This window comes from Chryseobacterium salipaludis (genome assembly GCF_022968825.1).
In the GTDB taxonomy this organism is placed as follows: domain Bacteria; phylum Bacteroidota; class Bacteroidia; order Flavobacteriales; family Weeksellaceae; genus Kaistella; species Kaistella salipaludis.
On record NZ_JALHKS010000001.1, the window covers coordinates 399,124 to 420,243 of the forward strand.

General features: G+C 46.4%; 14 protein-coding genes. 2 read left to right on the top strand and 12 right to left on the bottom strand.

The features are described from left to right. Positions 1 to 16 precede the first annotated feature (16 nt). The 5 genes from guaA to purM form a co-directional block, all read right to left on the bottom strand. Complete coding sequence (guaA, locus tag MVI27_RS01795; protein ID WP_246958973.1) at positions 17 to 1,546, bottom strand: glutamine-hydrolyzing GMP synthase; 1,530 nt, start codon at positions 1,544 to 1,546, stop codon at positions 17 to 19. Between the two features lie 310 nt (positions 1,547 to 1,856). Further along, positions 1,857 to 3,095 (bottom strand): phosphoribosylamine--glycine ligase, encoded by a 1,239-nt coding sequence (purD, locus tag MVI27_RS01800; protein ID WP_246958974.1) that lies wholly within the window; start codon positions 3,093 to 3,095, stop codon positions 1,857 to 1,859. Between the two features lie 96 nt (positions 3,096 to 3,191). Continuing rightward, the gene (purH, locus tag MVI27_RS01805) at positions 3,192 to 4,709 is read right to left on the bottom strand and encodes a bifunctional phosphoribosylaminoimidazolecarboxamide formyltransferase/IMP cyclohydrolase (protein WP_246958975.1); all 1,518 of its coding nucleotides are present in this window, start codon (positions 4,707 to 4,709) and stop codon (positions 3,192 to 3,194) included. Between the two features lie 54 nt (positions 4,710 to 4,763). Then, positions 4,764 to 5,333 (bottom strand): phosphoribosylglycinamide formyltransferase, encoded by a 570-nt coding sequence (purN, locus tag MVI27_RS01810; RefSeq protein WP_246958976.1) that lies wholly within the window; start codon positions 5,331 to 5,333, stop codon positions 4,764 to 4,766. A gap of 5 nt (positions 5,334 to 5,338) precedes the next feature. Continuing rightward, positions 5,339 to 6,328 (bottom strand): phosphoribosylformylglycinamidine cyclo-ligase, encoded by a 990-nt coding sequence (gene purM / locus MVI27_RS01815; protein WP_246958977.1) that lies wholly within the window; start codon positions 6,326 to 6,328, stop codon positions 5,339 to 5,341. 281 nt (positions 6,329 to 6,609) lie between these two features. On the opposite strand from purM, the gene MVI27_RS01820 reads away from it, so the two are divergent. Next, positions 6,610 to 7,482 (top strand): DUF808 domain-containing protein, encoded by an 873-nt coding sequence (locus MVI27_RS01820; protein ID WP_246958978.1) that lies wholly within the window; start codon positions 6,610 to 6,612, stop codon positions 7,480 to 7,482. A gap of 80 nt (positions 7,483 to 7,562) precedes the next feature. Here MVI27_RS01820 and MVI27_RS01825 read toward each other — a convergent pair whose 3' ends face one another. From MVI27_RS01825 to MVI27_RS01850, 6 genes are all read right to left on the bottom strand, one after another. After that, the gene (locus MVI27_RS01825) at positions 7,563 to 10,496 is read right to left on the bottom strand and encodes a M16 family metallopeptidase (protein WP_323134585.1); all 2,934 of its coding nucleotides are present in this window, start codon (positions 10,494 to 10,496) and stop codon (positions 7,563 to 7,565) included. Then, positions 10,497 to 12,488 (bottom strand): protein-disulfide reductase DsbD family protein, encoded by a 1,992-nt coding sequence (locus MVI27_RS01830; RefSeq protein WP_246958979.1) that lies wholly within the window; start codon positions 12,486 to 12,488, stop codon positions 10,497 to 10,499. Between the two features lie 113 nt (positions 12,489 to 12,601). Continuing rightward, on the bottom strand, positions 12,602 to 13,756 hold the full coding sequence (locus MVI27_RS01835; protein WP_246958980.1) for a TlpA disulfide reductase family protein: 1,155 nt from the start codon (positions 13,754 to 13,756) through the stop codon (positions 12,602 to 12,604). Positions 13,757 to 13,787: 31 nt separating this feature from the next. Then, positions 13,788 to 15,182, bottom strand: coding sequence for a RagB/SusD family nutrient uptake outer membrane protein (locus MVI27_RS01840; protein WP_246958981.1), 1,395 nt, complete (start codon positions 15,180 to 15,182; stop codon positions 13,788 to 13,790). 21 nt (positions 15,183 to 15,203) lie between these two features. Beyond that, entirely contained in the window at positions 15,204 to 18,767 is a 3,564-nt protein-coding gene (locus tag MVI27_RS01845; RefSeq protein WP_246958982.1) for a SusC/RagA family TonB-linked outer membrane protein, read from the bottom strand. A gap of 20 nt (positions 18,768 to 18,787) precedes the next feature. Then, positions 18,788 to 19,876, bottom strand: coding sequence for a FecR family protein (locus MVI27_RS01850; RefSeq protein WP_246958983.1), 1,089 nt, complete (start codon positions 19,874 to 19,876; stop codon positions 18,788 to 18,790). A gap of 96 nt (positions 19,877 to 19,972) precedes the next feature. Here MVI27_RS01850 and MVI27_RS01855 point away from each other — a divergent pair, with 96 nt between their 5' ends. Next, on the top strand, positions 19,973 to 20,506 hold the full coding sequence (locus tag MVI27_RS01855; RefSeq protein WP_266213232.1) for an RNA polymerase sigma factor: 534 nt from the start codon (positions 19,973 to 19,975) through the stop codon (positions 20,504 to 20,506). On the opposite strand, the gene MVI27_RS01860 is transcribed toward MVI27_RS01855, so the two are convergent. Next, positions 20,503 to 21,024 (bottom strand): nuclear transport factor 2 family protein, encoded by a 522-nt coding sequence (locus tag MVI27_RS01860; protein ID WP_246958985.1) that lies wholly within the window; start codon positions 21,022 to 21,024, stop codon positions 20,503 to 20,505. The two genes, MVI27_RS01855 and MVI27_RS01860, sit on opposite strands and share 4 nt — an antisense overlap. Between the last annotated feature and the right edge of the window lie 96 nt (positions 21,025 to 21,120).

Genomic DNA, 21,120 nt, shown 5'->3' on the forward strand with positions numbered 1-21,120 from the left:
TAAGAAGGATGGTTTGTTATTCCCATTCAATCGTTGCAGGCGGTTTGCTGCTGATATCGTAGGTAACCCGGTTGATTCCGCGCACCTCATTGATAATCCGGCTGGAAACGGTATCCAGGAATTCGTATGGCAGGCGGCTCCAGGTGGCCGTCATAAAATCAATAGTATTAGCCGAGCGAACCACCGCCGTGTATTCATAAGTACGTTCATCACCCATTACGCCCACGGATTTAACCGGCAATAACACCACGAAGGCCTGAGAAACTGTGTCGTATAATTTATTTTTATATAATTCTTCAATGAAGATATCATCGGCTTCCTGCAGAATGCGTACTTTTTCTGCATCCACTTCGCCCAAAATACGAATGCCCAGACCTGGGCCCGGGAACGGATGACGATGTACCAGATGCGCCGGAATGCCCAGCTCCTCGCCTACTTTGCGAACTTCATCTTTAAAGAGTTCACGCAGCGGTTCCAGTAACTCAAACTCCATTTCCTCCGGCAACCCGCCCACATTGTGGTGTGATTTAATGACAGAAGAAGGCCCTTTGACAGACTGGCTTTCTATCACATCAGGATAAATAGTTCCCTGCGCCAGAAACTTAGCGCCGGCAAAATCATGTTTCTGTTCATCAAAAACAGCCACGAATTCATTGCCGATAATCTTCCGTTTCTCTTCCGGATCCGAAACGTCTTTCAGTTTGTTCAGAAAGCGGTCCGCAGCATCAATCATTTTAATGTTCAGATGAAAATGCTCGCCGTAATTTTCCATTACTTTTTTGCCTTCATCCTTGCGGAGTAAGCCGGTATCCACGAAGATGCACTGCAACTGGTCGCCAATTGCTTTGTGAATCAGTACGGCGGCCACAGAAGAATCCACCCCGCCGGAAAGGCCCAGAATAACTTTCTGGTCACCTACTTTCTCACGGATTTGTTCGATCGTCGTTTCAATATAATTGGTCAGTTTCCAGTTTTTCGGTGCCTGGCAGATCGTGAAGACAAAATTCTCGAGCATGCGCAAGCCTTCCTCGGTATGAGATACTTCAGGATGAAACTGAACGCCATAAATCTTGCGGGACGGATCGCTGATGGCGGAAATCACATCACTGACGGCATTAATCGCAAAGCCGGACGGAACTTCCTGCACTTCATCAAAATGGCTCATCCAGACGGTAGAAAAGCGGCCAACACCGGCCAGCAAATCATTTGATCTCTGAATTTGCAAAGTAGCTTTGCCGTATTCGCCTTTCACGCCCTTTTTCACCACGCCGCCCAGGAGATGGGTGGTAAGCTGCATACCGTAGCAAATTCCCAGGATAGGAATACGCTGGTCAAAAATTTCCTTTTCGATGAGGTGGGCATTTTCTACATTGACGGAACTCGGTCCGCCGGACAAAATAATGCCCGAAGGTTCACGCGCCAGGATTTCGCTGAGCGGTGTGTAATACGGAAGGACTTCGGAGTACACACCCATTTCGCGGATTCTGCGGCCGATGAGCTGATTGTACTGGGAACCAAAGTCGAGGATGATAATTCCGTTTTGCATAATGATGTTGATGGTTTTATATAAATGCGGATACTTTGTAAGCGCCCTATTTTCTGAAGGGTTAAAGATACGACGGCCCGCGGTTTTTAAAAAGTATTTAAAGTAATAAAGAGCAGACTATAAACTGCACCTAAATATATTGCTGGTTTTTCAAAAGCAAACTACCCTCTTAGCCCGGCTCGAAATCTCATCCATAAACGAGACAAACTGGCATCCTTCTGCGAAACATCGTGGAGCAAAAGATACAGTGGAGAGCCGGAGGAAACTCCTGAAAAGAAAAGACGCGGAAAAATTCCCGCGTCCTGGTTTATTAATAATCACCGATATCTTCCCGGTAATACTCATAATCATAGTGAATGGTTCGGGCATCAGTGTACACCTTATCACGTGCTTCCTGGAAGGAATTGGCGGTTGCCACGAGGCTGAGCACACGGCCGCCGGTGGTCACAATACGGTCACCGCGGTGCTGTGCGCCCGCAAAGAGAATCTGACTATGCGTGACTTTCTCCGTATTGCGGATTTCAAAACCGGTTTCAATGCGGCGCGGGTAACCACCTGAGCACATCACGAGACAGACTGCTTTCTGTCCGCTGAAGCGAAGTTCAATATCGTTTCCAGCGAGACAGTCCGTAATAACATCATAAAGATTGTTTTCCAGGAGCGCGAAGATGACCTGCGTTTCCGGATCGCCGAGGCGCATGTTATATTCCAGTAAGTACGTTCCGCGGTCGGTAACCATCAGGCCAAAGAAAATAAACCCTTTGAAATGGATGTTGTGGGAATGCAAACCTTCCAGCGTGGGCTGCAGGATATGCTGCTCGAAATCCTGCATATGCGCTTCGGTAAATTCGGGACTGGGAGCCACAGCACCCATACCACCGGTGTTCGGGCCGGTGTCGCCGTTTCCGGCTTTCTTGTAATCCTTGACCGGAATACACGGGAACAATTTCTTTCCGTTGGAAAACGCAATAATGGATGCTTCGAAGCCGCGAAGATATTCCTCGATCACCAGCTGAATGCCGGCATCGCCGTGAATACGTTCAATCATAAAGCTGTGAATGGTTGCTTCCGCTTCCTCCAAATCGTCGGCAATCACTACTCCTTTTCCGCCTGCCAGGCCGCTCGCCTTGATGACGATCGGGAACTCCTGCTGTCGTACATAATCAATCGCATCATGATACGCATCGAACACCACGGCTTTTGCAGTCTTGATGTTGTGGGTCTGCATAAAGCGTTTAGAGAAAGCTTTGCTGCCTTCCAGTTCGGCGGTGCGTTTCCGCGGACCGAAGATATTCAGACTATGGCTTTTGAACTCGTCCACGATGCCTTCCACTAAAGGAGCCTCGGGGCCCACGATGGTTAAATCTATCTGTTCTTTGATGGCAAAGTCGCGCAGACCTTCAATGCTCTCTTCATGCACATTCTGTCCAAGCAAATCCGTGGTCGCATTTCCTTTGGCAAAATAAAGTTTAGAAATGCGGGTATCGCTTTTCAGCTTCATGGCCAGCGCAGACTCACGTGCGCCGTTTCCTACGATTAATATTTTCATTTTTTTAATGTTTATTATTACTGTTCAGGCAGATAGCACAAGCGGCGGTCAGTCCGCCGGCAGTACTCATTCTGCCTGCCCGGATATACAGCAAAATCAGTGCAGAAAATGACGCATGCCGGTAAACTGCATCGGAATCTGATGTTCATCAGCTGCCTGGATACTCTCCTCATCGCGCATGCTGCCGCCGGGCTGGATAATCGCGGTAATGCCTTCTGCGGCACAGAAATCCACCACATCGCGGAAAGGGAAGAAAGCATCGGAAGCCAGTACCAGCTCACCATCGAACTTTGCTTTGGCTCTTTCCACGGCGTGCTGCGTAGCCCAGATGCGGTTCACCTGCCCGCCGCCGATGCCCAGCGCCTGGCGACCATCTGAAACAACAATCGCATTGGACTTCACATATTTAACTACACGCTGCGCGAACAAAAGAGCTGATTTCTGCGCGTCGGTAGGTTCAGTTTTGGTAACGGTTTTTATGTCTTCCGAGAACTGATTGTCATTATCCTGTACCAGCATTCCGCCATCAGTTTTCACCCAGGTTTGCTTATCGGATACCGGATTTTTTATCTTAATAATCCGAAGGTTCTTTTTCTGACGCAGAATTTCCAGCGCTTCATCCTCAAAATCGGGAGCCATTACGATTTCCAGAAATGTTTTGTTCAGTTCTTCGGCAGTGGCTGCATCCACAGTAAAGTTCATCCCGACAATGCCGCCGAAAATAGAAACGGGGTCGCATTCAAAAGTCAGTTTATAAGTTTCCACCGCGGTATTGCCGGTAGCTACACCACAAGGCGTAGAATGTTTTACGGCACAACACGCCATTTCATTTTTAAATTCCTGCACGACTTTCCAGCATAAGTCCATATCGCGCAGGTTATTAAAGGAAAGTTCCTTTCCGCCGAGAATTTCGAAATCCTTCATTGCACCGTTTTCAGTGGTCGAAACGTAATAGGCAGCAGACTGATGCGGATTTTCACCGTAGCGCAGGTCCGACACTTTGCGATAGGAAGCATTCAGGTACTGCGGATAGTTTTCTTCTAAAAGAATATCTGCAATGGCAGCGTCATAAGCGGAAGTCAGATTAAATACTTTACCGGCCAGGCGGCGGCGGGTTTCCAGTGTGGTTTCTCCGTTTGCAGCCAATTCCTGTTGCACAGTTTCATAATCGTTTACATCGGTAATTACGGTCACGGACTTGAAATTCTTCGCGCCGGAACGCAACATGGAGGGACCGCCAATATCAATGAATTCCACTTTTTCGTCCAGTGAAATATCCTCGGTAGCATGGTCAAAGAAGGGATAGAGATTTACGATCACCATATCGATCAGGCCGATTCCGTGTTCTTCCGCCGTACGCATGTGTTCCGCATTATCGCGCACAGCCAGCAATCCGCCGTGAACTTTAGGGTGAAGTGTTTTCACGCGGCCGTCCAGCATTTCGGGAAATCCGGTGACCTCATCAATCTGAATGGGATGCAAACCCGCTTCCTCCAGATGGCGAAAGGTGCCGCCAGTGGAAACGAGTTCGTAGCCGCGCTTTTCTAAAAATTCAGCAAAAGCCAGCAAGCCGCTTTTGTCTGATACTGAAATAAGTGCTCTTTTCTTTGACATTTCTTTTTCTTTCTTTTTACTTTTTATATGGACAGCCGGAGCTGATCTTTCTTTTTAAGAAGTTTCGTTTAAAACTTTTTCGATGGCCTGCGGATAGATCCGGTGTTCCACTTGCTGCACTTTTCGGGCAAGTGCCGCCAAATCGTCACCAGGTTCCACGGTAAAACATTCCTGGAGGATAACAGCGCCCTCATCAATTCCGGCTGTAACGTAATGCACGGTGGCGCCACTTTGTAGTTCCTGTGCATTTAAAACTGCCTGGTGTACATGATGGCCCCACATCCCTTTACCACCATATTTAGGTAAAAGTGCCGGGTGTATATTGATGATTTTGCCTGCGTGGGCGCGACAGAATTCTTCACTGAGGATGGAAAGGAAACCGGCTAGCACAATCAGTGCGGTATCTTCCGGCAACGCAGCCTCCAATTGTGCGGAAAAATCTTTACCGCGAGGAATGAGCAGAGTTTTGAAACCCTGTGCTGCTGCGCGCTCAATCCCATAGCAAGCCCGGTCTGCCACTACCAGAGCGATTTCAGCGTTGGTAATTTCTTCTGCAGCTACCGCCTCAATGATGCGCTGCAAATTAGAGCCACTCCCCGAAACCAGAATAACCAGCTTTTTCATTGTTTTTAGACCAATTCTATTTTCTCGGCTCCTTCTGTGATTTCGCCGATCAGGTACGCATCTTCCAACAGGTTCAGCACTTTGCCGTAATGCTTTTCATCTGCAACGATAACCATCCCCACGCCCATATTGAAGGTGCCATACATTTCCATACGGTCAATATTTCCGCGACGCTCCAGTTCGAGCATCACGGAAGGGATTTTAATTTTATCGGTTTCCACACGGGCGCACAAACCTTCGGGAATGACACGCGGGATATTCTCAATAATTCCCCCGCCGGTGATATGCGCAATGCCGCACACCTTCATTTCTTCCAGAATTTTATGTACCGGCTGATAATATAATCTCGTTGGTTCGAGCAGCGTTTCATACAGCGGCCTGCCTTCAAACTCTTCATTAAAATCCGTGAATATTTTGCGTACGAGCGAGAAACCATTGGAATGAAAACCGGAACTCGGCAAGGCAATGATTTTGCAACCGGCTTTAATGGCTGAACCATCGATGATTCGGTTATTTTCGACAATACCTACACAGAAACCTGCCACGTCATAATCGCCCGGCTGGTACATGCCCGGCATTTCGGCTGTTTCGCCACCAATGAGAGCGCACTGGTTGTCTTTGCAAGCTTTTACCATTCCCAAAACGATCTCTGCTGCGATATCAGCATCGAGCTTTCCGCAGGCCAGGTAATCCAGAAAGAACAGTGGTTTCGCGCCATGACATAAGATATCATTGGCACACATGGCAAAGCAGTCAATCCCTATTGAATCGTATTTCTTCGCATCCAGCGCTACTTTCAGTTTGGTACCTACCCCATCGGTGCCGCTAACGAGAACGGGATTCTGGTAGCCGGCAATTTCATAGAAAGCACCAAAACTGCCCAGGCTGTTCAGCACATGGCTGTTATGGGTTTCAGCAACCGCAGATTTAATTTTATCTACCGTTCTGTAGCCTTCTTCTTTATCGACACCGGCGGATTTATATGTATTGCTCATGACTGTTTTTTTCTCTGGTTAAGGTAAATAAAAAGGCCGACAATCATTCAGACGGTCGGCTTGCATTTATTTTATTTTTGCGGCGCAGCTTGTATTTCCATAATCCTGGAACGGTTCGTTCGGAGATGATACGCAGGTACGCTTCACTTTTATTAATATTAAGTGTTGCGAAAATACGGCTTTTATGTCAAAACTGAAAATTTATATTTTAAAAATGTGCGACACAGCCAGGGCGGTACTATGCTTGCTAATAACTTAGATTAAAAATAAAAACTACAAATATGGCTTCAGGATTTTTTGCAGTACTGGATGATATCGCTGCACTGATGGACGACGTGGCTGTTTCCTCGAAAATCGCCACGCGGCAAACAGCAGGTATTCTGGGAGATGACCTGGCGGTGAACGCGGAAAAAGCCACAGGGTTTCTGGCCTCGCGTGAACTGCCGGTACTGTGGGCGATCACCAAAGGTTCTTTTTTAAATAAACTGATTATTATTCCGCTGGCTTTTATTCTGCAGGCGATCTACGCGCCGGCAATACAAATTGTTCTTATTCTGGGTGGGTTATACCTCGCTTATGAAGGGATGGAAAAAATTGTGGAAGCCATTTTCCACCGGGCAGAAAAAGCCGAAGAAGTGGAAGAAGAACTTATCGGCGCCGATGCAGCCACCATTGAAAAAAGCAAAGTGAAATCGGCGATTGCCACGGATTTTATTTTATCGCTGGAGATTGTGATTATCGCCTTAGGGTCCGTATTGCATCAAAGCCTGATTACCCAGATTGTAACGGTGGCCATCGTCGCCATTCTTGCTACAGTCGGCGTCTATGGCATTGTGGCCCTTATTGTCCGGATGGATGATGCAGGACGCCACCTGATTCGCAAGTCAAAAAACAAAGGATTTTTCACCTCGCTGGGCACGTTACTGGTGAAGGCATTGCCGGTCGTCATAAAAACACTTGGAATTGTGGGAACCATCGCCCTGCTACTGGTTTCGGGCGGCATCTTTGAGCATAATATTCCCGCTGTTCATCACTGGCTGCCGGAAGTACCGGGAATGCTGAAGCAGGCAATTTTGGGAATCTTAGCGGGACTGGCCATGGTACTGATTATAACGGTATTTAAAAAAGTAAAAAACAGTTTTGCAAAACAATAACATCCTGAACTTTTACATTTAAATAAGAAAGGCTGCCTTGTTTCCAAGACAGCCTTCCTTTTCACTTTTACTTATTTATATTAATATCCGAAGATTTCTTTCAAGCTTAATTTGCGGTAAGCACCAAGCTTTTGCAGATCTGCTTTGGACAGATTTTTCTCGGACGCTACCACAGAATACGTGTACGGTCTAACGGCAATATTCTTTTTATAGAACTCATTCAGTTCTGCGAGTGTAATCGTACCTGCTTTTTCGTACACCTTACGGCGGATATCATAATTGATGCCCAGATCGCGTGCGGCGAGGTAATCAAAGATGATATCATCCTGAGTGATACGCTCATTCTCAATATCCTGCAGGGTCTGACTTTTTGCCAGCGCCAGGTTTTCCGGGTATTGTGGGAACGTGGTGAGCAATTCGTTCATCGCTTTTGAGGCTTCGGGGAATTTATCTGCCTGAGAACCCACATAAGCGGTCACGAAATAATGGTCGTTCTTTTTCTTTGGTGTCACAAACACCGCATATGTACTATATGCCAGCGCTTTACTTTCGCGAATCGTCTGGTTAACAATGGTACCCATACCACCGCCGAAATAATTATTAAATACAGTTACTTCGGGCTGCAGGTCCGGATTAAATGTTCCGGCTGTGCGGGTCCACTGGGTTTCAGACTGCACCATATCATAATCTGCAAAAAGCACTTCAGCGGTTTTCGGAGTTTGCTGCCTGAACACTTTTGGTTCCGGCGAAGTGGCAAATCTGGACGGTACTTTGTGCATTTTCTTCAGACTTTTCTGAAGTTTCGCCAAAGGCTCCGGCCCATAATACAATACCGATTGCTGATAGCTGTTAAGGCTTTTTATAATGGAAACCAGCTCTTCCGCGGTTACAGCCTGCAGTTGTTCATCGGTGAAGGTATAGTTGAACTTATTCTCCGGGCCGTACATGGAGTAGTTAATCAGGCCCTGCATGATGGCACCTTTATTCTTTTTCAGGTCGCCGCGGGATTTCATCATGCGTGCCTTTAAAGATTGCAAAGCTTCAGCATCGGGCTTTGCATTGCGCACCAGGTCTTCATATAAAGCCACCGCTTTGGTGAAATTCTCCTGCAAACCTTCGATGGTAACCAGGGTAAAATCTTCGCCGGTGAAAATGCTGAAACTGCCCGCAATATCGTAAAACTCTTTCGAGATTTGTTCCGCAGACTTTTTGTTCGTGCCCAGGAACTGCAGATATTTCGCGGCAAGGTCCAGTTTCAGGTTGTTATTCTTGCCGATATCATAACGGTAGCGCAGGCGGAATAACTGGTTTGTGGTATTAGGTACATACAGAATTTCTGCTTTGCCTAAGGTACTGTGCTTAATATCTTTATCATAATCCAGGAACAAAGGCTCAATCTTAGTGGACGGCATTTCCTCAATCATTTTTACAAAAGCACTTTGCTTATCAGCATTGGTTTCTACCGGTGTGATGGCCGGTTTTTCAATTTTAGCCATTGCCGGACTTTCGCCCTGTCTTTTATAGACCGCTACATAATTATTTTTAAAATAACGGTTCGCGAAGTCCACTACCTGCTGTTTGGTAATTTTAGACATGGTTTCAGTAGCCGCAATCTGGTCGCGCCAATCGAGTTCGCTGGTGAACGCTTCCATCAGAGCATTGGCCCGCGTGCTGTAATGCTCGCTTTCTGTGATTTCGCTTTTCTTGATATTATTGACGATGGAGGTAATCAGGCTTTCATCAAAATCACCTGCTTTCAGTTTAGCAATCTGCTCCATCAGGAGCGCCTGTACCTGTTCCAGTGTCTGGCCCTCTGTGGGTGCGGCCTGAACGGTGAAAATTCCGTAGTCAATCAGTGGCATCACACTCACGGAGGCCCACAGTACTTTCTGTTTTTTAACCAGGTTTAAATCCAATAATCCTGCGCGGCCATTGCTTAAAATTTCGCCCACGAGTTCGGCAATCAGAATGTCTTTGTCCTTATTATTTGGCAAACGGTAGCCGAGCATCAGTTTCTCCGCATTCGGGCCGGTTACTTCTTTAATGATCGGCTGCTCCAGTGCTTTTTCGGGTGTAAATTTATACGGCTGCACCGGCTTGTTTTTCAGGAAAGAAAAATCGCGATCGATATCAGCAATGACCTGATCGGGATTAAAATCACCCGATAAAATCAGTCCGATATTGTTCGGCACGTAGTAGTTATTAAAATATTTGCGGATTTCCAGCAACGATGGATTCTTCAGGTGTTCCACCACACCGATGGTGGTCTGCTGCCCGTAATTATGATTCTGGAACATATTTTCCAGCATGGTTTCGAAAGCACGCGCGCCATCATTATCTAGATTGCGGTTCTTCTCTTCGTACACGGCTTCCAGCTCCGTATGGAAAATACGGAATACCGGATTGCGCAATCTTTCTGCCTGCACGGCCAGGTATTTATTTAATGAATTGCCGGGAACATCATCGGTGTACACCGTTTCCTCAAAACTGGTCCAGGCATTGGTGCCTTGTGCGCCCATGGAGGACATTAATTTATCATACTCATTCGCAATGGCATATTTGGAAGCTACGCCGGAGATAGAATCAATCTGATGATAAATCTGCTTGCGGCGGCTTTCATCTTTGGTTTTGTTGTACTGCTCGTACAGCGCATCGATTTTATCGAGTTCCGGTTTTTCTTTTGCCCAGTTTAGAGATCCGTATTTATCTGTTCCTTTAAACATCAGGTGCTCCAGATAGTGCGCAAGACCGGTGTGCGTGGACGGGTCGGTTTTGCTTCCCGCTTTCACGGCGACGAATGCCTGCACGCGCGGATCTTTTTTGGTGGGACTCAGGATGACGGTCAGGCCGTTTTTTAAAGTATAAAAGCGCGCCTGCATCGGGTCATTGGTCACATACCGATACGTGTAGCCGCCGGAAGTTGCTGTTTTCCATTCATGCTGCTGCTGCGCGCTGAGCTGCATAAAAAAGCCCACTAACAGCGACAACATGCTGAATTTTGAGATAAGTTTCATTTATTTATTATAATTATTTTTAAAGTAATCCAAGCCGCATTGCAGGAAATTCCGGAAATCTTCTTTCGGCATATATCCGGAAACCGGCGTGTTGATCAACTGACCCTCCGGTGTTAGCAATACGTAGTGTGGCTGGGAATTATTATTGAAGTTAATCTGCTGGAACAAACTCCATTTGTCGCCGATGGATTTCATCTTCTTCAGTTTACCATTGCCCATGTCAATCATTTTCTGATCTGCTTCGGGCAGCGCTTCCTTATCATCCACATACAGAGAAGCGAGAATAAATTCGTTCTGAAGCAAAGGCAAAACATCCGGCTGGTTCCAGACGAATTCTTCCATCTTACGGCAGTTTTCGCAACCGTAGCCGGTGAAGTCGATCAGGATCGGTTTGTTTTGTTTGGAAGCTTCGGCCAGCGCAGCATCAAAGTCATGTTTTGGCTCAAGTCCGAAGAGACCTTCATCTGCATCGTGGAAATAACTCACATTTAGCGGCGGCAAAATACCGGAGAGCATCTGCAGCTTCGGCTTTTCAGAAGGGATAAGCCCCTGAATTAAATACACTAAAAATGCAACACTGATCAAACCGAAAATTTTACGGCCGGTGCTGATTTTAGGTTTGCGGGCGTCATGCGGAAATCTGATTAATCCGAACAGATACAGCACCAACCCAATGGTGATGATGATCCACAGAACGATAAACAATTCACGCTTCAGCAAGAAGGTTTTTGTAACCAGGTCTGCTTTTGATAAAAACTTCAGCGCCAGGCCCAGTTCGATAAATCCTAAAACTACTTTCACGGTATTCATCCAGCCGCCGGACTTCGGCAAAGACTGCAATGCCTGCGGGAACAGTGCTAACAAGCCAAAGACAATTGCCCAGGAAAAACCAAAGCCTGCCAGTGCAAAGGTCAGCAGCATGGGCACATCAGACGAACCCGTCACGGCGCTTCCCAGCAAACTGCCCAAAATAGGACCTGTACAGGAAAAAGAAACGATGACCAGCGTGAGTGCCATGAAGAAAATACCAATCAGTCCGCCTGCTTCTTCCGCGCGGGAGGATTTATTGGCAATCGCGCTTGGCAGCGTAATATCATAATATCCGAAGAAGCTTCCCGCAAAGAACAGGAAGATAACAAAGAAGAAGATATTCAGCCAGACTGAGGTAGATATTTCATTAAATATATTTCCGGCAATACCATCAATCAAATGGAAAGGCACACTCAGCAGAACGAAAATCAACAGGATAAAGAAACCATATAATAACGCATCTTTTTTCCCTTTTCCGTTGGCACCTTTATCGGCACTTTTCGTGAAGAAGGAGACTGTGAGCGGAATCATCGGGAAAACGCAAGGGGTGAGCAAAGCAATCAGTCCACCGATAAAACCTAGCAGCAGGTAAGACCAGTAATTTTCAGAGCTTTCCTGTGCGGCAATTCCGCAGTCGGTGAGTGGTGAATCCACTTTCAGATTAGAAAGACGCAGATCATCGCCGGTACCGGCATTTTCAGCGGCAGCAGCGGCAGCTTCAACGACCTGTCCGTTCTCAATTTTCTTCTGGAACACCAGTGTATTGGGCGCGAGACAGATTTTATCATCACAGGTCTGGTAATAAATTTCTGCCTCAACTTCAGTGACTTTGGACGGATCAGTGAGTTTAAATTTCTGAACAATATCCACCGTATTGGAATAATAGACAATACGTGCTTTGAAGGCTTCTGAATATTCATCTATCTTCTCACCGCGTTCTTCAACGCTGCCCACGAGTTCCACCCCGTCGCCGGAAACCGTAATTTCCGTTGGGATCCCGGAATCGGGCGGCAGGTCTTTGGAATAAATGTGCCAGCCATTGTCGATCTTGGCGTGAAATACAGCTTCATAAACATCGTCGCCCAGAGAATTGATTTTAAAATCTACCTTCACGGGATCCTTGACCTGCGCGGTAAACAGATAGCTTACCAAGGCCATAAAGATCAGGAGTAATTTCTTCATTAGAGTAAAAATCTTGGAAATAAAAAACTGCCGGAAGAAGGAGCGGGTTACAGTGAAAAAAAGCGATATGAAGTCACCCGTATTCCTGCAGCCGGCAGTTTCGTTTTTATATGTTATTTAAGATGCTGAGACAGTGTGCGGTCCAGCGCGAACTCACGAAGTTCATCATTGGATGCCACGATGGTCCCGTTCTGATCAATCAGGTAAGAAGCAGGAATTCCCACGATACCGTATTTTGCTACTTCAGGGTTGCGGAACTCACCTTCCACCAGCACGTTTGGCCAGTTTTGTTTTTCCTCGTCCATTGCTTTCAGCCAGGCAGCTTCTTTGGAGTCCAGGGAAACGGAATAGATTTCCAGTCCTTTGTCCTTGTATTTGCCATAGGCTGCTTTCAGGTTCGGAATTTCACCACGGCACGGTCCGCACCAGCTGGCCCAGAATTCCAGGATGGTGTATTTATTTTTCGCTACCAGGTCTGATAGTTTGATTACGTTTCCATCACGGTCTTTCCCGGAGATGTCCATATACTTATTTCCAACGGAAGCGTTTTTGGCGTTTTCTTCCATCTGCTGATATTCCTTCATCATTTTCTCGTAATACGTAATATAGCCGTTCTCCCCAGTTTCTTTTTTATATTTCTCCAGGTTCGCCAGCATTTTATCAGCGGTGTATTCGCGGTCGCTGTACATGGTTGCTGCAATTGCTTTGGCGATGGCAGGATTGTTTCCCTCCATTACTTCCTTAAGGCTCGCATTTTTGATTTTAAACATTTTATCAGCCACTGTATTCACGATTTTGCGGGCTTCTTCCACCTTCGCTTCGTCGTTCATGTCCAGGTTGGTGAAATGCTTTTTCATCAGTTCCTTACGCTCGGCATCCAGCTTTTGGTATTCCGGATTATTCTCGTATTTATATACAAGCTCATGAATTTTACCCCCTTTGATATCAGTGGTTTTTTGTTTATCCTTTACATTGATCGTAATATCATCATTTTCAAGAATGAAGGGAATATAGAGATTGGATTTTTCATGCAGAATTCCGGCTGGCACAATCTCTTTGGCTTTTCCTTTAAATACGAATTGCTTTTCTGCATTGGGTGCCGCACCCTGCATTTTTTCACCCTCGTAGTTTACCAGGTACAGAGAGTCTACCTGAATTTCGGCCGGCATTGTTACCGTTACCTGATAATCTGATTTCTCCTTGTTACAGGACGCGAGTAGCAAAGCGACCAGCGACATAACAAGAAATACTCCTTTAAATTTATTCATTTTTTATTTTAAATTTCTGATTGATAATTTTTTAATTCTGTGGCATGCTCGGGTTGAACTTCAGCACCTGCGCAGGAATAGGCAAAATGAGCTTGCCGCTGTTGGGTTCAGCTGTAATTTCCAACGGGTTATTTCCTACCACTTTGTGCACGGTTGTTTTCGCGTAAGCACTTTCCAGATTTTCACGTTTCAGGTCGAAAAGGCGTGTATTGGTATACACCATTTCACGTCGGCGTTCCTCTAAGCAGAATTTCACCAGATCGGTCTGACCCGCGAAATCTCCCAGCGTAAGTTCCACGTTGCCATCCACGCGGTTATTGCGAAGTGTATTCAGCAAGGTTACGGCTGTCCCGAGATTGCCCAAACGCGCTTCGGCTTCTGCCAGCGTAATGTACATTTCCGGCACCGAAACGGAAGTGGAACCTCGGTAATTGTAATCATAGGATCCCATCGTGTAGCGTACGCCAACCACCTGACCGTCTTCGGTTACCTCTCTCGGAATAAACTGCTCAGACAGACGCTTGTCATCAAAACCACTTTCTTCGAAAAGTGACACCATTTCATCATTCAGGAAACCGCTGCCGGGCAGCGCCATATAATGTTGTGTGTACTGCTCAGCATATTTCAGTGACAGGGAATAATTGCTGAAATCCGGCTGGGTATAATCTACCAGATCAGATTTTTCTTCCAGCGCCATTTCCGCATACTTTTTTGCATTAGCGTAGTCACTTTGATACAGATAGGTTCGCGCCATCAGGGCATAACCCGCACCCAATGTCGGCAGCAATTGAATCTGAGATTCCTCCGGCAGATATTTCACTGCTTCACCCAGATCGCTCAGGATTTGGTTATACACTCCTTCCACCGTTCCGCGGGACGGCAAAGTCTGGGTCACATCTGCCTGCAAAACCAGCGGAACACCCGGATCAGAACCGGCTGTGGACTGATTGTACTGCTTGGCAAAGGTATTTACCAGAAATAGGTATTCATACGCGCGGCCGTAATACGCCTGTGCTTTCACGCGCCGGCGTTTTTCTTCGGTATCTCCTACTTCAAAAGTAGCTTCATCAATTTCATTGATGATTTTGTTATAGGTATAAATATTCTTGTATCCGTCATTCCAGGCAGGATTGGGAACGGAAGAATCCGAAAAGCGGTAATTGCTCCAGGAATACAGCGCAAAATTGATGTTGCCGGTATTGTTGGTATCCCCTACTTCCTGAGAAGTCAGGAAGAAGTTATCATTGGTCAGGTGCAGAACCGTTTCATTTTTGGTACGGTGCGGCCCGTTGTCACCACCGATCAGCAGCAATTCATACTCCTTCACCGAGGTCGGGATCACATATCCTTTGGGTACTACGTCCAGGTAATCGCGGCAGGAAAAAAGCAGCAGCGAACCGGCGAGCAGAGTGAGATATTTTTTCATTGTCTTTTTAAAATTAATAGGTTAGAAAGTAACATTTAAACCAAGGCTCACCGTGCGCGGAATTTTGTAATAGCGCATTCCAAGGCCGTGAGATTCCGGATCAATTCCTTCTTTGTTTTTGGTCCAAAGTGCCAGGTTATTTCCGCGAAGGTTAACTGTGAACTCAGAGAAACCAAAGCTTTTGCTCATTTCCTGTGGAATGGTATAGCTCAGGATCACGTCTCTCAAACGAATGAAGTCACCATCCACGATATTCTTTGTAGAATATGCCACGTACGAGTACGGGAAGGTACTGTTCAGGCGCGGAACATCAGTAAAGGCTTCATCACCCGGCGCTGCCCAGGCGTTGGCTGCATCTTTATTGATCATCGCAATTTCATCCATTACAGACTCTCCGTTGTAGCTATCCTTCAGCAGGGAGAAGCCACCCTGATACACAAACATAAATGATAAACCGAATCCTTTATAGAACAGGTTATTGTTCAGGGAAGCGGTATACTTCGGCAAGGTAGTTCCACCGGAAATCAGGTCGCTCTGCGCAAATCGCACACTGAAAGTATCATCATTCACGCGAACCAGTGAACCGTCTGCTTTACGGATCAAACCGTACCCTTCGTCATCCAGGCCGGCATAATCCAGCACCAGAATAGAATTAGGTTCAAAGCCTTTCACATTCTGCACGCGGCCCAGCACGGTGCGCACTTCGGTATTATTGGTATAAGACTCCGTTACTTTTCCTTTGTTATAGCGGAAGTTGAATTGAGTATCCCAACGCAAGTTTTCCGTATCCACGTTGCGTGAAGTTAAAGACGCTTCATATCCGTTGTTAATGATAGAGGCCGTGTTCTTGAATACCGGTGAAGCTCCCAAAGTCGGATCCGCTTCGATAATCGATAACAGGTCATGAGAATCTTTTCGGTAATAATCCAGGTTCAGGTTGAGACGCTTGTTTAATAAAGACAAGTCAGCTCCCACGTTCAGGATATCAGTACGTTCCCAGCGCAGGTCAGAGATTTTATAGTTCTCAATCTGCAGTCCCGGAATATAATTGGTGATAGAACCTTGCACGATACGGCCCACATCATAGGGTCCGTACTTATTGGCAATGTTACCATTCACCCCATAAGAAGCACGCAGGTCAATGGTTTGCTTACCGTTTCCGGCAAACTCTTCATTCCCCAAACGCCATTTCGCAGCCACGGACCAGAATGGTTTGTACCGGTAGTTAGGATCCGTTCCGAAGAAGTTGGACTGATCAATACGCGCACTACCAGTCAGGATATATTTATTCTTAAAGGAATAATTCGCATTGGCATAGAAGGAAACAAAACGGTCATCAATGTCCACAAGTTCATCAAAGAAGCGAATACCTTCGATATATTCTCCCGGATTGTACACAAAGAAAATAAGATCCTGAGAAGCCAGTTGCTTATTCACCGGCACGAAAGTATTGCTCGCTCGGTTGTACCCGAACTTATCTGTTACGGTGCTGGTCGTGTGCTGGCGCTGGACTTCAGAACCTGCAATGGCACTCAGATAGTGATCGCCGAAACGCTTGTCATAATCTGCCTGCAAACGAAGCAAATAGTTCGTCTGGTCGGTACGTGTCTCAATCATGCGGCCACCTTCCGGCAACAGCATTTCCTTCACCCCGCCGGTGTATTCCAGCATGGTGGTGGTATTGTTCAGCAAAGAGGCCATTTCCCAGGAATCACCATCAGCGATACGCCGGTTGGTGAAGCTGTTACGCATGAACTGTCCGCCGAAGTTCAGTTTCAGGTCATTGGTGATTTTATAATTGAAAAGCCCTTGCACGCGGGAGGTCCAGGTATCTGTGGTGTTAGTATACTTTCCAAAGTCAGCAGCCGGACGATAGGTTTCATCATATAAACCCAAATCCTTCAAACGCTGAATTTCATACGGCTCCTTTCCACCAAAACTATATGTGGTGTCATAGTTGAAAGGTTTATACACAGCCAGTGCGGAAGCGTCCGGGCCATAGAAATTCTGGTAGGAGCTGATATCAAAAACACTGCTCAGATCATCCGGATTCACGTTGTAGAAGTCAATTGGTTTTGAATCTTCTTTCTGCAAAGAGAAATTCGTTTCCAGATCAAGGGTTAATCTTGGCGAAAGACGGGCTTCGGTAACAAAGTCGAAAATTCCTTTATTGTCTTCCGAACCATTAATGTTTCCAAACTGCTTGGTATAATTTAAGGACGTACGGTACTTAAATCCTTCCGTACCACCGGAGGCAGACAGGTTGTGCTGCGCAATCATCGGGGTCTGCAGATACAGCTTACGGATATCATTGGTATTGTCGCGGGTACGAAGCAACGCCAGGCGCGCATTCAGTTCCGCTTCGGTGATACGCCCCTGCTGATAACTTGCATACAATAAATACACTTCGTTCTTAGCATAAGCAAACATGTTTCCGAAGAAATTATACGGATCATTGAATTCACTTTCATAATCCGTGAGCAAACCACCGGACTCAATCACAGATCTTGGGTAAGCACTTTGGGCATCTACCAGTTGCGAAGAGTTTACGCGGTTCATGGCATATCCCAGATCAATTTTATCACTGATGGAATAATTGGTTGTATAGCGGAACACCGTATCGCCTTTGCGGCCTTTCTTGGTAGAAATTACGATTACCCCGTTGCTGGACTTAGCACCATAGATCGAAGCAGAGGCCGCATCTTTCAGTAAAGTAATGCTTTCCACTTCATAAGGGTTAATGCTGCTGAGATCGCCATCATACTGGAAGCCATCCACTACAATCAGGGGCTTGGTATTTCCGGAAAGGGTGGCCACGCCACGCAGGTTAAACAATTTGGAGCCTGGATTTGAGGGATCAGAATATACCGTAAGTGCCGGCGTGAGTCCTTCCAGAGAAGAGACAATATCCGGATTTCCGCGGCGCTCGAAGTTCTGCATATTCACCGTGGTGTAGGAAGCAGCGGCGCGGTTCGGATCCACCTTCTGGTATCCAGTAATCAGTACGCCTTCAATGGCGGTTTCATTATCGCTTTCGGTAACGGCAAACTGTGGTTGCAGTGTCACCTCTACGGCGTTGCCGTCAACCGTTGCATTTTCTGCATACACCCCATTGCTGATCTGCAGGCGGTCACCCAGTTTTGCCTGAATCGTGAAATTACCGCTTGCATCGGAGGTAGCAGTAGTTCCGCCGGTCAGGTTGGTAATCTTCGCATTGGCAATTCCCTGTTGTGCCGCATCGGAAACAGTACCGGTTACGGACATCGCTTCGATTTCGCTGGCGATAATCTGCTTACCGATCACGGTAAATTTCAGACCGGTTTTGCGGGTCAGTTCGGCCAGGTAGGCCTCAATGTCGCCATTGTGGTCCTGCAGGCTGATGCGCGCATCGGCATTCAGCAGTTCTTTTTTGTAAAAGATGCTGTAGCCGGTTTTTTGTTCCACCTTTTTAAATGCATTTTCGATCGTCATAGTCCGACTGCTGTCGGTGATTTGCGCCTGCGAGAGACCGAAAATCAAAAAACTGGCAGCAATTCCCAGTCGCACATTCGGGATGCGCGTTGGGCGGTACTTCGTTTTCTTCATGTTTAATGGATTGGTTTTTATTAATTTTTAGAAAGAAGGATCAGCTTATGACCATCTTTCCGGATTTTGCAGTTGAGCAGCACTTCCAGGCTGTGGGTAATTTCGTCCAGATTTTCAATTTTAAAGGTTCCGGAGAAATGGAAGTTTTCTACTTCCACGCGGTTGCGGATAATCTGCAGGCCGTAGACCCGTTCGATTTTTGTCAGCACTTCGTCGGTCGTATTATTATCAAAGGCGATTTCGCGGTGCAGCCAGTCCATATCCTGAACCGGACGCGCGGGCTGAACTACCGCTGTTTTTTCTTCAGGAATAAAAGTCATCTTCTGGCCGGGCGTCAGCACCTTGGAAGTTCCGCTGTTTCCCTGCACAGCAATGCTGCCTTCCACGAGGTTCACATACGGCTGTCTTTCATTCTTATAGGAAGATACATTGAACTTAGTTCCGAGTACTTTGGTGGTGAACTCATCCGTTTTCACATAAAAAGGATGCGCTTTATCCGAAGCCACATGAAAGAAAGCCTGCCCGGAAAGGCTGACTTCGCGCGGGCCTTTTTTGCCAAAGTCAGCATCAAAGGACAAGCGCGTACCAGCATTAAGCAAGATTTTAGAACCATCGGAAAGAAGAACTTTCAGGTTTTTGCCGTTGGGTACGTGAACGGTCATTTCATTGGACGACGAATTCCGGAGCAACTCCAGCGTTCCTTTTTCCACTTTGGCAAGCTGTACTTTATTTTTATCATCAATGCGTTGAGAAGTTTCCACATCTTGGAGCACGGTATAATTTCCATTAATACCTACACTGACAAATTCGTTGCTTGGCGCCTGTTTTTCGGGCAGACTCCATCTCCAGATTCCGGCCGCGGACAGTAACAGCAGCAGCACCGCCGCAATTCTAAGCAGCGGGCGAAGCGTCCGTAGTTTTCCGATCTTTTTTTCTTCTTCCTGATATGGTGTGGCCGCCGCCAGATAATTGGCTTTGGCGTAGGATTTAAAAAGCTCTTTATTTGCCGGGTTCTTCAGCCATTCGTTTAAGTTTTCACGCTGCCGGTCTGAAATTTCTCCCGTAAAATAACCGGTTATTATGCTGAAAATTTCCGGGTTATCATTCATAAGGTTTACTTTTGTTTAATGATATGATGCAGCCGTTTTGATAATCCCCTATCTTTTTTTGAAAAATTATAATTTTGTCTTAAATTTTTATCCGCTTTGTTTGGCATAACCAACGATATTGCCCTTTTTAACTCGATAAAGAATAATTCAGAACCTGCGTTTAAGGTTGTTTATAATGAATACTTTGGGCAGTTGCAGCAATTTATTTCGAGGATGAGCCAGGACCAGGATCTGGCCGAGGAAGTTGTGCAGCGCACGATGGTGAAAGTCTGGGAACAACGAGATAAAATTGTGCTGAAAACATCGCTCAAGGCGTATCTTTATAAAATAGCCTACCACGAATACCTGATGTATCTGCGCAAAAAAAGCCGGTTTCCCGCCATTGAAGATGCCGCTATGGAAGCGATTGATGAAATAGAAGATGAACAGGAGAATCAGCTCCTGCTTGAAAAGATCCGGCAGGAGATTGATAAACTGCCGCCCAAGTGCCGCGAAGTTTTTATCATGAGCAAAGTACGCGGAATGAAATACAAGGAAATCGCTGAAGAACTCGGCATCTCGACCAAGACGATTGAAAATCACATGACCAAAGCCGTGCGCAGCATCCGCGAGGCGCTTTCACAATCTTAGTGTTTCATTTCTTCGATCAGCGGTTCTTCCAGAGGCGTTTTCAGTTTCACGACTTCTTTGCTTAAAGCATTCGGAATTGCCATGGACAGCACGTATTGCCGCACTTTCCAGCCTTCTTTTGTCTTTTCGAGCACACCGCTGCCGCGGCAGATTTTCATTTGGGTATCCAACATTTCATCGAACCAGGCGATGGTGCCGTCGTTGCTGAGCGTTACCTGCCTTTTCAGTGGGGTGAAAGACCAGGAGCGGCCTTTATCGAAGTGTGGTTTTGCATACGCCATAAACTGGGCCTTGGTCCAGACTTCAGTCGCATCAGTCCCGATGAACACTGACTCATCAGCATATAAATTGAAATAATCATTAAAGTTTGCTGCCGCCGCGAGCCGGTGTAAGTCATCCAGCACAGCATTCACCGGAGCTACAGCCTCAGCACCGGAAGATTTATTGGTTGGGGAAACAGAACAGGAACTTATGACAACAGACAGAAAAAAGAAGACGAAAAGCCGGCGCAGATTCATAACGAAATATTTGATGGCAATTTAAGGCATCCTCCGTTAACATTCTTTCATTTATTATAAAGATTTCTGCAGGCGTTGCTTCTTGCTGTTTTCGCG

What these genes read in the sequence shown, in the direction of transcription:
- guaA (WP_246958973.1), bottom strand. Translation starts at nt 1,546, where the DNA reads ATGCAAAACGGAATTATCATCCTCGACTTTGGTTCCCAGTACAATCAG.
- MVI27_RS01845 (WP_246958982.1), bottom strand. Translation starts at nt 18,767, where the DNA reads ATGAAGAAAACGAAGTACCGCCCAACGCGCATCCCGAATGTGCGACTG.
- MVI27_RS01840 (WP_246958981.1), bottom strand. Translation starts at nt 15,182, where the DNA reads ATGAAAAAATATCTCACTCTGCTCGCCGGTTCGCTGCTGCTTTTTTCC.
- MVI27_RS01860 (WP_246958985.1), bottom strand. Translation starts at nt 21,024, where the DNA reads ATGAATCTGCGCCGGCTTTTCGTCTTCTTTTTTCTGTCTGTTGTCATA.
- MVI27_RS01830 (WP_246958979.1), bottom strand. Translation starts at nt 12,488, where the DNA reads ATGAAGAAATTACTCCTGATCTTTATGGCCTTGGTAAGCTATCTGTTT.
- purH (WP_246958975.1), bottom strand. Translation starts at nt 4,709, where the DNA reads ATGTCAAAGAAAAGAGCACTTATTTCAGTATCAGACAAAAGCGGCTTG.
- purM (WP_246958977.1), bottom strand. Translation starts at nt 6,328, where the DNA reads ATGAGCAATACATATAAATCCGCCGGTGTCGATAAAGAAGAAGGCTAC.
- MVI27_RS01850 (WP_246958983.1), bottom strand. Translation starts at nt 19,876, where the DNA reads ATGAATGATAACCCGGAAATTTTCAGCATAATAACCGGTTATTTTACG.
- MVI27_RS01835 (WP_246958980.1), bottom strand. Translation starts at nt 13,756, where the DNA reads ATGAATAAATTTAAAGGAGTATTTCTTGTTATGTCGCTGGTCGCTTTG.
- MVI27_RS01825 (WP_323134585.1), bottom strand. Translation starts at nt 10,496, where the DNA reads ATGAAACTTATCTCAAAATTCAGCATGTTGTCGCTGTTAGTGGGCTTT.
- purN (WP_246958976.1), bottom strand. Translation starts at nt 5,333, where the DNA reads ATGAAAAAGCTGGTTATTCTGGTTTCGGGGAGTGGCTCTAATTTGCAG.
- MVI27_RS01820 (WP_246958978.1), top strand. Translation starts at nt 6,610, where the DNA reads ATGGCTTCAGGATTTTTTGCAGTACTGGATGATATCGCTGCACTGATG.
- purD (WP_246958974.1), bottom strand. Translation starts at nt 3,095, where the DNA reads ATGAAAATATTAATCGTAGGAAACGGCGCACGTGAGTCTGCGCTGGCC.